The following is a 12,831-nucleotide window of genomic DNA, read 5'->3' as shown; positions in this document are numbered from 1 at the left end:
TCACCTTTTAACTGGCCGTTGGGGGTTCCCCCCCCGGGGGGGGCTGCCGCCGCTTCCCGGCCGTTTAACCCGGCGCCCCCGGGGTTTGTGGGGCCCCCCCCCCGGGGGGCGCGCCACAACAACGGCCCCGGCATCATGGTCGTGTGAACAGCTCGGAAGACTTTGACGCGTTGCTGTACCTCTCGTTCGGTGGCCCGGAAGGGCACGACGAGGTGCGGCCCTTTCTGGAGAACGTGACACGCGGTCGCGATGTTCCGCCGGAACGGCTCGACGAGGTCGCCGAGCACTATCACCACTTCGGTGGAGTTTCGCCGCTCAATCGGCTCAACCGCGACATAATGGGCTCGCTGGAAGGGGAGCTCGCCGAACGCGGGTTGAAGCTGCCCGTGTACTTCGGCAACCGCAACTGGCACCCCATGGTCGAGGACACGGTCGAGCGGATGGCGGCCGACGGAGTGCGCAAAGCACTGGTGTTCGCCACCTCCGCGTGGGGAGGCTACTCGGGGTGCCGCCAGTATCACGAGGACATCGCCCGTGCCAGGGCGGCCGTCGGTGAGGACCGCGCTCCCGAGCTGGTCAAGCTGCGGCAGTTCTACGACCACCCGCTTTTCGTCGCGGCGAACGCGGACGCGGTGACCAAGGCCTACGCGGAGCTCGCCGAGCAGTCCCGTTCGGGAGCGCGCCTGGTGTTCACGGCGCATTCCGTCCCGTTGAGTGCCGAGGAGCGCGCGGGGGCCGACGGTCGTCCGCACTGGTATTCGCGGCAGGTGCACGAAGCGGCCCGGCTGGTGGCCGAAGCCGTGGGGGTGAGCGACTACGACGTGGTGTGGCAGTCCCGTTCGGGCCCCCCGAGCATTCCCTGGCTGGAGCCGGACGTCTGCGACCACCTGGACCAGCTGCACGGCAGGGAAGTGCCCGCGGTGGTGGTGAGTCCCCTCGGCTTCGTCTCCGACCACCTCGAAGTCGTCTGGGATCTGGACAACGAGGCAGCGGAGAGGGCGAGTGAGCTGGGGATGGGCTTCGTGCGTGCCGCCACGGCAGGCACCGATCCCCGTTACGCGCGGATGATCGGCGAACTGGTGTCCGAGCACGTCGAGGACCACCGGGTACGCAAGCTTTCCCCGCTCGTGGAAGCCGGTTGTGCCGCCAACGGGCGGTTGTGCGTCGCTCAGGGCTGCTGCTGAACCACCAGGCCCGGGTGGGAGCGCGGTGCCGCGCCGCGCGAGGCGGGCGAGAGGTGCTCGCCTGACGGCGTCGCCCGCGGCGGGGTTTCCCGAGTTCGCCCCTCCGGTGCGGTTCCCGCAGCACCGGAGGGGCGAACTCCGCGTTCGGTCGGTGCCGGGGAACCGGCGCGGGGCTCAGCGTTGTTTGTCGGCGCTTTGCGTCAGCACCCGCACCATCTCGTCCACGGCGGCACATCTCGCCGTGCGCACCGAGTCGAACAGGGGGCGAAGCGCGTCGCCGCGGGCCCGGTCCGCCGAGGCCGACATCGCTCCGCCGGGGGCGTCCTCGGTGGCCACCCACAGGATGCTCTCGACCTCGGTGGCGCGTTGCAGCACGCGCAGACAACGCTGTGGCACCCCGTCCGGCCACGAGGGCTGGGGGCGTGCGGAGATCGCCGAGGCGATCTCCTCGCGGACTCCGGGGCGGCCGCGGGAGACGTCCAGCTCGGTCAGGGTGCTGGCGGCCTCGCGCATGGCCGAGGACATGTCGTGCTCGGCCTCCCCCACCGGTATGTGTTCCCGCGGGGGCAGCTCGCCCACTTCGTGGACGGTCCAGTCCAGGATTCCCTCCGCGACCGTTTCGGGAACCAGCGCCAGCCCGGCTTCCGCGAACACGGCGGCTTCTCCGCGGCGCATGGCGTTGCTCGCGAACTCGGTGGAGCCGTCGAGCCCGCGCGCGTCACCGGCGACCGGCAGCACCAGGCTCCCCGTGTCACCACCGGACCTGCGCACGGCGGCGAGCAGCAGCGCGGGGCCCGCCGGTGTCTCGTGGGGGGCGGGAAGGTCCAGCCGGGTCGCCGTCGCGTCGTCGACGGCGCGGATCTGGTTCACCTCTGCCCACGCCTGGACGGCGTCGAGCACGTCATCGGAGGCGGCCGCGCCGTGCAGCCACGCTGAAGTCCACACGACCATAATTGCGCTCGGACATGGCACGTCCGCCAAGGGTACGCAAGACGGTGCCGCGGCTGCCAGTGGGGATCTCCGCGGCGACGGGCGGGTCGTGGGAGCTCCCGGTCGCTCGTGGCGGGTAGGATACCGGTCGTGCGTTCGATCGATTACGGCCGTGACGTGCTCGCCGGCCCGCGGCAGCGGGGGCGGGAGGTCCCCGAGGTTCCGGCCGAGCCGGGGACGGTCGTGGAGACGGCGGCGGGTGATTTCTGCGGTGCCGTCGTCCGGTTGGAACGCGGGGAGTTCACCAAGCACAACGTGGTGCTGGCAGACCGGCACGGCCGGGAACGCGCGTTTCCGATGCGGCCCGCGGCCTTCCTGGTCGAAGGTGAGCCCGTCACCCTCGTGCCCACCGGGACGAAACCTCGGCAGCAGCCCGAACGCTCCGCCTCCGGTTCGGTCGCCGTGCCCGCCGCTCCGGCGCGGAAGGCCCGGGCGGCCCGCATCTGGGTGGAGGGGCTGCACGACGCCGAACTGCTCGAACGCGTGTGGGGCCACGACCTGCGAGTGGCGGGAGTGGTGGTCGAACCGCTGCACGGGTTGGACGAGCTGGAACGCCACATCCACGAGTTCGGCCCCTCCGGGCACCGCAGACTGGGGGTGCTGGTGGATCACCTCGTCGACCACAGCAAGGAGACCCGGATCGCCGAGCGGGTGCGCGGCCCCGATGTGCTGGTGACGGGACACCCGTACGTGGACGTCTGGCAGGCGGTCCACCCGGAATCGGTCGGTATCGCGGAGTGGCCGGAGGTCGCGCACGGCACCGACTGGAAAAGCGGTGTCTGCGCGGAACTCGGCTGGGAGGGCCCCGCGGAGGGCTGGCGCAGGGTCCTCGGCGCGGTCGGCGATTTCCGCGCTCTGCGGTCACCGCTCATCGGCGCCGTCGAACGACTCATCGATTTCGTGACCACCGAAGAGCAGCAGACGATCTACTAACACGTTCGTGTCAGCGTCGGCCATCGTTCGTTATGAGGAATAGATCACACGGTCGGCTCTGATCTGTCATCATGGGTACATGGCCGCGTTGGTGTGGTTGGTCGCCGGTGTGCTTCTGGTGGCGGCCGAGGTGACCTCCGGCGAGCTGGTGCTGTTGATGCTCGGGCTCGCCGCGGTGGGCACTGCCGGAGTCGCGGCACTCGGTGCGCCGTTGTGGCTGGACGCGGTGGTTTTCGCCGCCTTGTCCGGGGGGTTGGTTTTCCTCGCCCGCCCCGTCGTCAAACGCAGGCTGATGCGCGAGACCGCCGAGGGACTCGAACCGCGCACGAATGTGGACGCCCTGATCGGCAAAAGCGCGCGGGTCGAGTCCACGGTCGATGCCCACGACGGACGGGTCCGAATCGACGGCGACGTGTGGTCGGCGCGGTCCTTCGACGAGACACAGGTGCTCGATGTGGGGCAAACGGTGATGGTCATGGAGATATCCGGGGCCGTCGCCGTGGTGTGGGCCGAACCCTGAGGAGGCGGATGTGAATCCGGCCGCGTGGATAGTTCTGCTGGTGATCGTGGTTCTGGTCGTGGCGGTGCTGGCCAAGACCATCCTGGTCGTTCCGCAGGCGACCAGTGCCGTGATCGAACGGCTGGGGCGTTTCCGGGGTGTGGCTCACCCCGGCCTGAACATGCTCGTGCCCTTCCTCGACAGGGTGCGCGCGAAAATCGATCTGCGGGAGCAGGTGGTCTCGTTCCCGCCGCAGTCGGTGATCACCCAGGACAATCTCACCGTTTCCATCGACACGGTGGTGTACTTCCAGGTCACCGAATCGCGTTCGGCGGTGTACGAGATCTCCAACTACATCGACGGCGTGGAACAGCTGACCACGACCACGCTGCGGAACGTGGTCGGTGGCATGAGTCTGGAGGAGACGCTCACCTCGCGGGACCAGATCAACGGTCAGCTGCGCGGAGTGCTGGACAGCGAGACCGGCCGCTGGGGCATCAGGGTCGCGCGTGTGGAGCTGAAGGCGATCGACCCTCCTCCGTCGATCCAGGACTCGATGGAGAAGCAGATGCGCGCCGACAGGGAGAAACGCGCGATGATCCTCAACGCGGAGGGCGAGCGCGAGTCGGCGATCAAGACCGCGGAGGGGCAGAAGCAGTCGCAGATCCTGTCCGCAGAGGGGGCCAAGCAGGCGGCGATCCTGAACGCGGAAGGTGAGCGCCAGTCCAACATACTGCGTTCGCAGGGCGAGCGGGCCAGCAAGTATCTCATGGCCCAGGGCGAGTCCAAGGCGATCGAGAAGACCTTCGCGGCGGTCAAGCGCTCCAAGCCCACACCGGAGATGCTGGCCTACCAGTACCTGCAGACGCTGCCCGAGATGGCCCAGGGCGACGCCAACAAGGTGTGGGTCGTGCCCAGCGAGTTCAGCAAGTCTTTGGAAGGGTTCGCGCGGATGCTCGGCACGCCCGGTGAGGACGGGGTGTTCCGGTACGAGCCTCCGGAGGAGGAGCCGCCGACCGCTCCGCCGGAGCAGGACGATCCTTCGGTGGCCTCCTGGTTCGACATGTCCTCCAACCCGGAGGTGGCCGAGGCCGTGCGTGCGGCCGAGGCAGTGGCGCGCAAGGAGGTGCCCACCGATCTCAGCACGACACCACGTGCCTCGGGCTCCTCGGGGGAGAGCTGATTCCGTGTCGCATCCCGGGCTGCTCGCCGGAGCACGGATGCGACTCGATCCCCGGCCGTGCCGTCGTTGTCGGTCGTGGCGCTTCGAGGGGTCGGCTACCGTGTTCAACCGTGATCGAACCGGATTTCCTGTCCGCGACCCGCGAGTCCTACGACTCCGTGGCGGAGGACTACACCGAACACTTTCGCTCCGAACTGGCGGACAGACCGCTGGAGCGGTCCTGTCGCCGATCTCGGGTGCGGGCCGGGTTCGGTGACGGGACGGTTGCACGAGGCGGGTGTGTCCGTGTTCGGGGTCGACCTCTCCACCCGGATGCTCGAACAGGCCCGGCGTAGCCACCCCGGGCTGCGGTTCGTGGAGGGCTCGATGACGGAGCTGGACCTGGCCGACGGGGAACTGGGCGGCATAGTCGCCTGGTACTCGATCATCCATGTTCCACCGGAGGGGCTTCCGGCCGTTTTCGAGGAGTTCCACAGGGTGCTCGCCCCGGGAGGGCACGTACTGCTGGCCTTCCAGGAAGGGGAGGAGCCGCTGCATCTGACGGAGGCCTTCGGGCGTTCGATATCGCTCGTTTTCCACAGACGGTCCCCGCGAACCGTGGGCGAACTGCTGGGGCAGGCGGGGCTGGAACCTGTTGCTCGGCAGACGCGGGCGCCCGTGGAGGGCGTGGAAAGGACCCCGCAGGCTTTTCTGCTGGCGCGGAAACCGGCCGAGTCCGACTGAAGCTTCCCCGAGCGCTTCGACTCGTTCGATAGCGGCCGAGGGACAGCTGAGGATCACCAGATCAATGTCCTGGCGAGGCGTACCAGCCCGATTCCCGGCGAGCACTACGGCGCCCCCCAGTTGCACCGATTCCCGACAAAGCCCCTATACTTCCCCCAAGAGGGGAGTACTTCACCTCGTTCGTCCGGTCAGTACGAACATCCAGGATGTTCCCGGAGGACGGTCCCTGCAGGGGGCGAAGGAGACCTCGAACGACGTTGTTCGGGAGGTCTTCGGTTGTCCGGTAGTTCGTTCGTTGTCGCGGCCGAGACGCAGTCGGTGGGTTCCGGCTGGCTGTGGGCGGTGAGCATCGCCGCCCTGCTCGCTCTGCTTGTCGCTGATTTCGCCGTTACGCATCGCCCGCACGAAGTGTCGTTGCGTGAGGCGATCGGCTGGTCGGTGTTCTACCTCGCCCTGCCCGTGCTGTTCGGGATCGGGTTGTGGTGGTGGCTCGGCACGGACCAGGCGCTGGAGTTCTTCGCCGGGTTCGTGGTGGAGAAGTCGCTGTCGGTGGACAACCTGTTCGTGTTCATGTTGCTGCTGACGGCGTTCGCGGTCCCGACGAATCTGGTGCAGCGGGTGCTGCTGTACGGCATCGTCGGAGCGCTGGTGCTGCGTGGTGCCTTCATCGCGATGGGCGCGGCGTTGCTGCAGGCAGGCACCTGGGCGTTTCTGGTGTTCGGAGCGATCCTGTTCGCCACCGCGGTCAAGATTCTGCGTGAGGCGCTCGGTGGGGAGTCGATGGAGCGCGACGTCTCCCAGATGCGTTCCGTTCGTCTGCTGCGCAGGTGGATGCCGGTCACCGAGGAGTACCACGGCACGAGCCTGACGGTTCGTTCGGCGGGAAGGCGCGCGCTGACGCCGCTGACCTTGGTCGTGGTGGCCGTGTTCGCCACCGATGTGGTGTTCGCCGTCGATTCGGTCCCGGCCGTTTACGGCATCACCGAGGATCCCTACCTGGTGTTCACGACCAACGCGTTCGCGCTGCTCGGATTGCGAGCGTTGTATTTCGTGCTGCAGTCGGCGCTGGGTAAACTGGTGCACCTCAACCACGGGCTCGCGCTCATTCTCGCGTTCATCGGTGTGAAGCTGATGTTGCACTGGGCACACGGACTCTGGCCCGCTGTTCCCGAGTTCTCGACCCCGGTCTCATTGTCGGTGATCGTGGTGATTCTCGGGGTGGTCACGGTGACCAGCCTGCGTGCCGGGCGTCGTTCCGTGGAGAAGGAGACGGCGAACGGGGGCTGAGCATGCTCATCGAAGTTCTCGTCGAGGTGGGTATCACCGTTTTCGTGCTGCTGACACTGTTGATCAGTTGCGCGGTGTTGGCCGTGGCACGGCCGCTGCGGCCCTCGCATAAGCCTGCGGCGTCCCGCAGAGGAGGCGGACGCCCGTTGTTCCCGCGAGGGCCCTGATCCCCTCGGAGCGGTCCCCGGAGGCGGTCGCCACGGACGCGGCCGGCTGTCCGACCGACCTCGACGAGCTCTGAACTTCCGTACGGGGGGTGGGAACCGGATACGCCTGAAAGGGGCCGCGGCGAGGATCGGTGCTGGTCAGATGCCGGTGTGGTGGCGTTTTTTCTGTGGTGGCTAGGATTGTGCAGTCTGGACTGACGACCGTGCTGGGGTGTGGGATTGGCCTCGATCGATCGCACCGCGTATCCGCGGTTCAAGCGGGTGGTCTCCGCGCGGGAGCTGGAGGAGGCGTTCACCCCGTCGGCCGAGGAGGGGGCGTGGGCGGCGAGGTAAGACCCAGCGTGATCAGCATTTGTTGGCTCTGGTGGTGCGGCTGAAGTCGTATCAGCGGTTGGGGTGTTTCCCGAAGTTGGCCGACGTGCCGTCGGTGCTCGTCGAGCATGTCCGGGACACGCAGGCGATCCTTGCGGCGGTGCAGACCAAGGACAATCCGGCGGATCTGATCAACGTGGCGTTGGAGGAGCTGGTCCGGACCCGTTGCGAGCTGCCGGGCTATTCAACGCTGGACGAGATGGCCGCGACGATCCGCACGGAGGTCAACACCACGTTCTTCGTCCGGATCGCCATCGTCGTGGACGAAGTCGTGGGCGGCGACCTCGATTACCGCACGTGTGACGTCTGCCAGGTCGGGATCGTCGAACACGTGCGCGTCGACGCGCGGGCCCACCGCCGACGGCTGGCGAGCCGAGCCCTGCACACGCTCGTGGCGGCCTACCCGGACTACACGTGGAGACCTCCGCGGTCACCCACACCGCCGACGCTCGCGGGGTCTGGGCGGCCATCGCCTGGCCCGGCCACCCTCGAGCAGGCCCGCCACTGCCCGCACATGCGACAGGCGGACCAGCACATCCCCTGACTCGTGGTCTGGGAAAGATCCGTGACAGATTAAACGCTAGCGAGCATCACAGCTGATCATAGCCTCGAGGGCGCGCACATGGCCGGCCTCCGACGATGGCTGAGCCAGCCTAGTGACCAGCGATAACGTTCAATCCTTCCCGGTGCTTCTTCAAACCCCCAGTTGAGCCGTGCTCGCCATGGCAGGTTTCACCGGTCATGTCGATGTCATGGCCGTGGTGCTGTCACCGCTGGTCGGGTTCGCGGTGTCCATGTCGATTCCCGTAGCGGCGATTTCGGCCACTGCCTGGTGGAACTGCGATACGGCTGCGTTGTCTCTGGTGTCCAGGGCCACGGCGAGATGGGGGCGATCGTGGAGAGTGCGATGGATTGAGTCGGTGCACAGCGACTGTGGTCCTACTTCGATGAAGATGCGCACTCCGTCCGCCCAGGCGTGGTTCGTGGCGGTGCGCAGGTCGATCTGGCCGGTCATCTGGTCGGCCACGGCGCGGGCGGTGCGCTCGCGGTTGGGGGTGTAGTGCCCCGGTCGTGCGCCGTTGTAGATCCGTAGATCGCTGTCCTTCGTGGGGAAGTCGAAGAGCTGCTGGAGGCGAGGGTGAAGCGGTTCGAGCTCCGGCACATGAGCCGCCGCGTCGAACCGAGTGGGAAGCGCTCTGTCCGCGAAGCGCGTGGCGACCAGCCCCGTGCACGCCTGTTCCTCACCGCCGATGACGCACGCCTCGTCGGAGTAGACCGACATCAGGTGGACGGTCGGGTGCGCTGCGATCGCTGCCCGAACCTCCTCCTCGGGCGCGCCGACGAAGTAGCTGACCCACCTCGTGCCGTCGACGCTCCCGGCCTGCCAAGCTCGATGGATCGCGGAGAAGTCTCCCGCGATCTCGTGGTTCAGCAACGGGGAGGACATTACGCGCTGATAGAGCTCTTCCTGATCGGGCCAGAGCCCTAGCGCGACGAGGGCGGAGATCTCGCCGGAGCAGAACGTCACCGCTACGTCCGGTCGAACGCCGACGAGGTCACGCAGGAGGGAGACGTGGAAGGAGCTGTGCAGGGTTACCGCGGTGGTCTGATCCAACGGCTGCGGTGGATCGGTGTGTCGTCCGAAGCCGGTGTGGTCGAAGGGGATCTCGGGGACGAGACGCTGGGTGTTCGCGGCGACTTCCGGAAAGGCCTCGGCCAGCTCTCGTCCCATGCCGGGGTAGGCCATCGCGGCGTTGGTGAAGACGAACGCCACTTCGCCGTCGAGGGGCTTGTCCCGGTAAGCGAGCCCGGGCGGCCGTGGTTGGCCGCTTTCCAGCCACAGTCGGCTGCGGTGGATAACGTCATCGGTGGGTTGGGCACCATCGGCGGTGTCCGGGGCCGCGACTGCGATGCGGACCGGTCCGACAGCGTCCGAATCCCGGTGTGCCATCGCTCGAAGAGCAGCCTGTCGCGTCGCACCGGAGAACACGTTGAGGCTGAATGACGATCCCATGGCATCTCTCTCCCAGGCGCCGAGAAGACCACGCCGCGCCTCTGTGACTGAAACCCGTTGCCTGCCGGGTGAGAGCGCTGTTCACAATCCTTGGAAGGATACGTTTCGATTACTGGACTTGTGGGACGAGTGTGTGTCTCCAGAGGGGTGCTCGACAAGGGGACCGAGCATGATTTCCTTTTGAGCAGCGTGGCGGAGTTGCTTACATAGGTGGAAGCAAGCGAAAACCCGAATCTACTGTGCCTGCTGGTGATGATCGGCATGCGCGCCGATGGCCGCAAGGAACTCATCGCGCCGACATCCCGTACAGGTACAGCAGAGGCAGCACCTCGGTGGTCTTCGGGGACTTCTTCCGTGCCCACGGTGGCAGGAGGTTGTCGGTGACCTGCATGTTCGTCATTTCCTCGGCTGTTGCTACCGGAACCCCCAGGGCACCGAGTCACCGCCGAGCGGGGTGTCTGCTGTAGCGGTATTTTTGAGGGCGCAAGGGCTGATTAATCCTTTCGAGGGAGGACATGATGTTTGTCCAGACTCTCAAGCCCACGGGCGTCGCACTCGACAGGGAAACTCTCGGGGCGGTGATGGCTGAGCCCGAAGCGCCGGTGAGCGACGCGCCGATCGCCACGCCCCCAGCTGCAGGGGGACTCTTGGTTCTCCTAGGCCGTGACTGATGGGTGGTCATGTGCGGAGCCATAGGAGGATGCTGGCCAGGGTTAGGCTGGCTTGGAAGTAGCGGGCCTTTTTGTGGAAGCGGGTGGCGATGCCGCGCCATTGCTTCAGGCGATTGATGCAGCGTTCGACGACGTTGCGCTGCCGATAGGCAGTGCGGTCGAACGCAGGCGGACGTCCGCCGCGGGAGCCGCGCCTGCGGCGGTGTCCAGCCTGGTCGGCCGGCTCTGGGATGGAGGCGACGATGCCCCGACGTCGCAGGTGTTGGCGGATTGCTCGTGAGGAGTAGGCCTTGTCGGCGATGACCCGCACCGGCCTACTGCGCGGATGCCCACGGCCGGGCCGGGGGACTCGGATAGCCGCCAACAACGGCAGACACTGCGGAGCATCACCAGCTTGCCCGGGGGTCACCCACAGGCTCAGCGGGCGACCACGCCCGTCGACGACCAGGTGAATCGTGCTGCTCACTCCTCCCCGGGACCGCCCGAGTGCCTGCGTGTGCCCCCTTTTGCTCCGGCGGCGTGTTGATGGGCACGGACCACGGTGGAATCCACGCTGAGGAGTCCAGTCCACCTCGCCAGCGGCATCCGCCTGCTGCTGCAGCTCGATCAGGATGCGATCCCAGGTGCCGTCATCAGCCCAGCGGTAGAAACGGGACTGCACTCCTCTGCCAAGGGCCGAACCGCTCCGGCAGATCCCGCCACGGGCAACTGGTGCGATCTTTGAAGATCATGCCCTCGACCACAATGTCCGAACGCACCATCGACGGGCTCTCGGCCGCACCGGCGGGCAAAAGCCCAAGCTCGGTCCCCGGCAGGTCAAGCTGGCCCCCAGATGTACGAAGAACTCGGCGACGACGGCCGACGCCGCTACACCCTCAACCAGATCACAGCCGAATTCGGCGTCACCCGCCCCACCATCTACCGCCACCTCACCAAAAGCAGCTAATCCAATTCCTGAAACCGGCCCTGACCAGCACCGATACCTCGTCGCGGTCCCTTTCCGGCGTATCCGGTCCCCACCCCTACGGCGGGGTCCTTCAGTGAGACGGATGGCATCGATTGACCACCCGCTGTGCGACCGTCAGGAAGGAGACCGGCCGGTCGCGGCGAAGTCCACCGCGACCACGCAGGTCAAGTCGACGAACAACTCCAGTGGGCCGTCGTCACCTGCTTCCCCGAGTCGGCTGGTACCGCTCGGCGTCCCAGGAGGCGAGAGTGCGCGGGCGGTCGTCAACAGTCGACGTACGCCCGCCCGCAGTACCGCTGACCGCGATGCGGGTTCCGTCTTCGCTTCCGGGGGCAGGCCGGGCGCAGGGGGACGAACCAGCCTTCCTCTGAGGAGCCCGTCTCCCAGTTCCCGTCACGTCCCTCGGGGCGCTGTCGTGCACACCGAGGCGGTGCTACTCGTCGTGTTCCACTCTGTCCCACCACCAGGAGATGGCGGGGACCGCGGGGGGACCGGGAGTGCGGTCCGAGGGAGTGTCGGTCCAGACGGGAGTCCGGTGCTGTGACCCGGTGGAGCTCTCGTCCGGGGGGCTCGGGGCGGCGTAGCGCGGGACCCGCAGTGCCCAGTCGACGTTGCCGCGGATTCCTTTCCCCAGACAGGTCAGGTAGGTGCGTAGCTCGTTGCTCGCTTCCGGGAGGAGTTGAGCGTGCAGCCGTAGGTACAGCTGCATGATGCGGTCGCGGAGGCCGACGGCCTCGACCAGAGCCCGTTCCAGGTCGTGACCTTCGTGGTGCATCAGCACGTTGATGATGTTCTGGTCGGTGTGCTGCTGTTGGAGCTCTCTGCGGTAGGAGTGCAGGTCGTTGTCGAGGCCTGCGGTCAGCACGGCCGCTTCGGTAGCCGCACGCACCGTCGGGTGATCCATCTCGTGGGCCGGAACCTCGGCCCCGTTGCCGATTTCCAGCAGTGCCATGGTGGGAAACCCTCCGCAGCTTCCCAGGCGCATGGTGATGTAGTCGTTGAGCCCGGGCATCTCGTTGCGGGCCTGGTTGCCGATCTGCCAGGCGACGGCGTGCAACCAGGCCCTGTGCGCGTCGATGAATCGGCGCACCTGGGTGGGAGTGGCCAGTTCCCGCATGGTCAGTCCGATGTCGTGCAGCGCGCCGAGGTAGGGATCGTCGGCGGTGTCGACGCTGTGCGGAGCCTCGATAACGCGTTGCACGCGTCCGGCCACTCGCACGAACCTGTCGGGGCGGTCGGACAGCGGCCCGCGGTCGCAGCGAACGTCGTCGAAGGCGAAACCCCAGTACACCCACTGGGCCGCGAGGAGGACATTGTCGTCCACCCCTTCCGGCGTGAATCGTGAAAAGAATTCAGCACTGTTGGTTCCGATGACCCGGGTTCGCTGGGTCTCGTTTTCGTAGATGCCAACTCTGTCCAGCCATTCGATCGCCCTCTTCTCGATCATGTCCGCATCCGGGTGAAGCGCCGGTTCGATCGGGCAGTAGAACGGTGGCATCTGGAAACGTGCTCGGAGGCCGGTCACGGGTTCTCTCCTCGTGGGACTGGACGCGAGACGAGGTGCTTGTCCGGTGCACGGTCTCCTGCGTCTCCTGCGCCTGGATTCCTGGCCGAGTTGAAACACGACCCGTTCGATTGTGCACTCGGCGAAACTTCGATCTATTTTCGTCTCTATCACGAGCATTGTCTTCGTGGCAACAAAGTTGCACCAGAAAGAGTGAAAGAAACCCTTCTTTCCTTCTTTCTGGTGAAGTCACGCTTTGGTGTCAACTGCTGCTGTTCGAATATGAGATCACTGGACTGGGTGTCCACGTCCGCGATGGAACGCTGTTAGTGTCTCT

11 protein-coding genes and 1 pseudogene are annotated in these 12,831 nt (G+C 66.7%); 7 read left to right on the top strand and 5 right to left on the bottom strand.

Annotated elements, in window-relative coordinates:
• Window positions 1–143: 143 nt before the first annotated feature.
• A complete protein-coding gene (locus FHR84_RS19810; protein ID WP_343075346.1) occupies window positions 144–1,184 on the top strand; it encodes a ferrochelatase in 1,041 nt (346 codons plus the stop codon).
• Between the two features lie 174 nt (window positions 1,185–1,358).
• Here FHR84_RS19810 and FHR84_RS19805 read toward each other — a convergent pair whose 3' ends face one another.
• On the bottom strand, window positions 1,359–2,135 hold the full coding sequence (locus tag FHR84_RS19805; protein WP_179537053.1) for a hypothetical protein: 777 nt from the start codon (window positions 2,133–2,135) through the stop codon (window positions 1,359–1,361).
• Between the two features lie 129 nt (window positions 2,136–2,264).
• Between FHR84_RS19805 and FHR84_RS19800 the strand changes: the two genes are divergently transcribed.
• The 6 genes and pseudogenes from FHR84_RS19800 to FHR84_RS22110 all read left to right on the top strand — a co-directional run bounded on the left by FHR84_RS19800 (window position 2,265) and on the right by FHR84_RS22110 (window position 7,882).
• Complete coding sequence (locus tag FHR84_RS19800) at window positions 2,265–3,107, top strand: DUF3097 family protein (protein WP_179537033.1); 843 nt, start codon at window positions 2,265–2,267, stop codon at window positions 3,105–3,107.
• A gap of 79 nt (window positions 3,108–3,186) precedes the next feature.
• Complete coding sequence (locus FHR84_RS19795) at window positions 3,187–3,627, top strand: NfeD family protein (RefSeq protein ID WP_179537032.1); 441 nt, start codon at window positions 3,187–3,189, stop codon at window positions 3,625–3,627.
• Window positions 3,628–3,637: 10 nt separating this feature from the next.
• Complete coding sequence (locus FHR84_RS19790; protein ID WP_179537031.1) at window positions 3,638–4,789, top strand: SPFH domain-containing protein; 1,152 nt, start codon at window positions 3,638–3,640, stop codon at window positions 4,787–4,789.
• Between the two features lie 110 nt (window positions 4,790–4,899).
• Window positions 4,900–5,512 (top strand): annotated as a pseudogene (locus FHR84_RS19785) (class I SAM-dependent methyltransferase).
• Window positions 5,513–5,788: 276 nt separating this feature from the next.
• A complete protein-coding gene (locus FHR84_RS19780; RefSeq protein ID WP_179537030.1) occupies window positions 5,789–6,799 on the top strand; it encodes a TerC/Alx family metal homeostasis membrane protein in 1,011 nt (336 codons plus the stop codon).
• Between the two features lie 531 nt (window positions 6,800–7,330).
• Window positions 7,331–7,882 carry a DUF4158 domain-containing protein gene (locus FHR84_RS22110; RefSeq protein WP_343075350.1) on the top strand — a complete coding sequence of 184 codons (552 nt, stop codon included), beginning with the start codon at window positions 7,331–7,333 and terminating at the stop codon, window positions 7,880–7,882.
• Between the two features lie 195 nt (window positions 7,883–8,077).
• Here FHR84_RS22110 and FHR84_RS19770 read toward each other — a convergent pair whose 3' ends face one another.
• The 4 genes from FHR84_RS19770 to FHR84_RS19755 form a co-directional block, all read right to left on the bottom strand.
• Window positions 8,078–9,289: a hypothetical protein gene (locus FHR84_RS19770; RefSeq protein ID WP_179537029.1), complete on the bottom strand. Its 1,212-nt coding sequence runs from the start codon at window positions 9,287–9,289 to the stop codon at window positions 8,078–8,080.
• A gap of 741 nt (window positions 9,290–10,030) precedes the next feature.
• Window positions 10,031–10,684 (bottom strand): IS5 family transposase, encoded by a 654-nt coding sequence (locus tag FHR84_RS19765; RefSeq protein ID WP_179537028.1) that lies wholly within the window; start codon window positions 10,682–10,684, stop codon window positions 10,031–10,033.
• Window positions 10,656–10,754 (bottom strand): hypothetical protein, encoded by a 99-nt coding sequence (locus FHR84_RS23400; protein ID WP_343075349.1) that lies wholly within the window; start codon window positions 10,752–10,754, stop codon window positions 10,656–10,658. The genes FHR84_RS19765 and FHR84_RS23400 overlap by 29 nt, the downstream gene beginning before the upstream one ends.
• 669 nt (window positions 10,755–11,423) lie before the next feature.
• Window positions 11,424–12,515, bottom strand: a complete 1,092-nt coding sequence (locus FHR84_RS19755; protein WP_343075345.1) for a terpene synthase family protein — start codon at window positions 12,513–12,515, stop codon at window positions 11,424–11,426.
• Window positions 12,516–12,831 lie beyond the last annotated feature (316 nt).

The sequence above is a fragment of the Actinopolyspora biskrensis genome (genome assembly GCF_013408175.1).
In the GTDB taxonomy this organism is placed as follows: Bacteria; Actinomycetota; Actinomycetes; order Mycobacteriales; family Pseudonocardiaceae; genus Actinopolyspora; species Actinopolyspora biskrensis.
The sequence above is the reverse complement of the archived record's forward strand: the minus strand, read 5'-3'. Positions and strand labels throughout refer to the sequence as shown.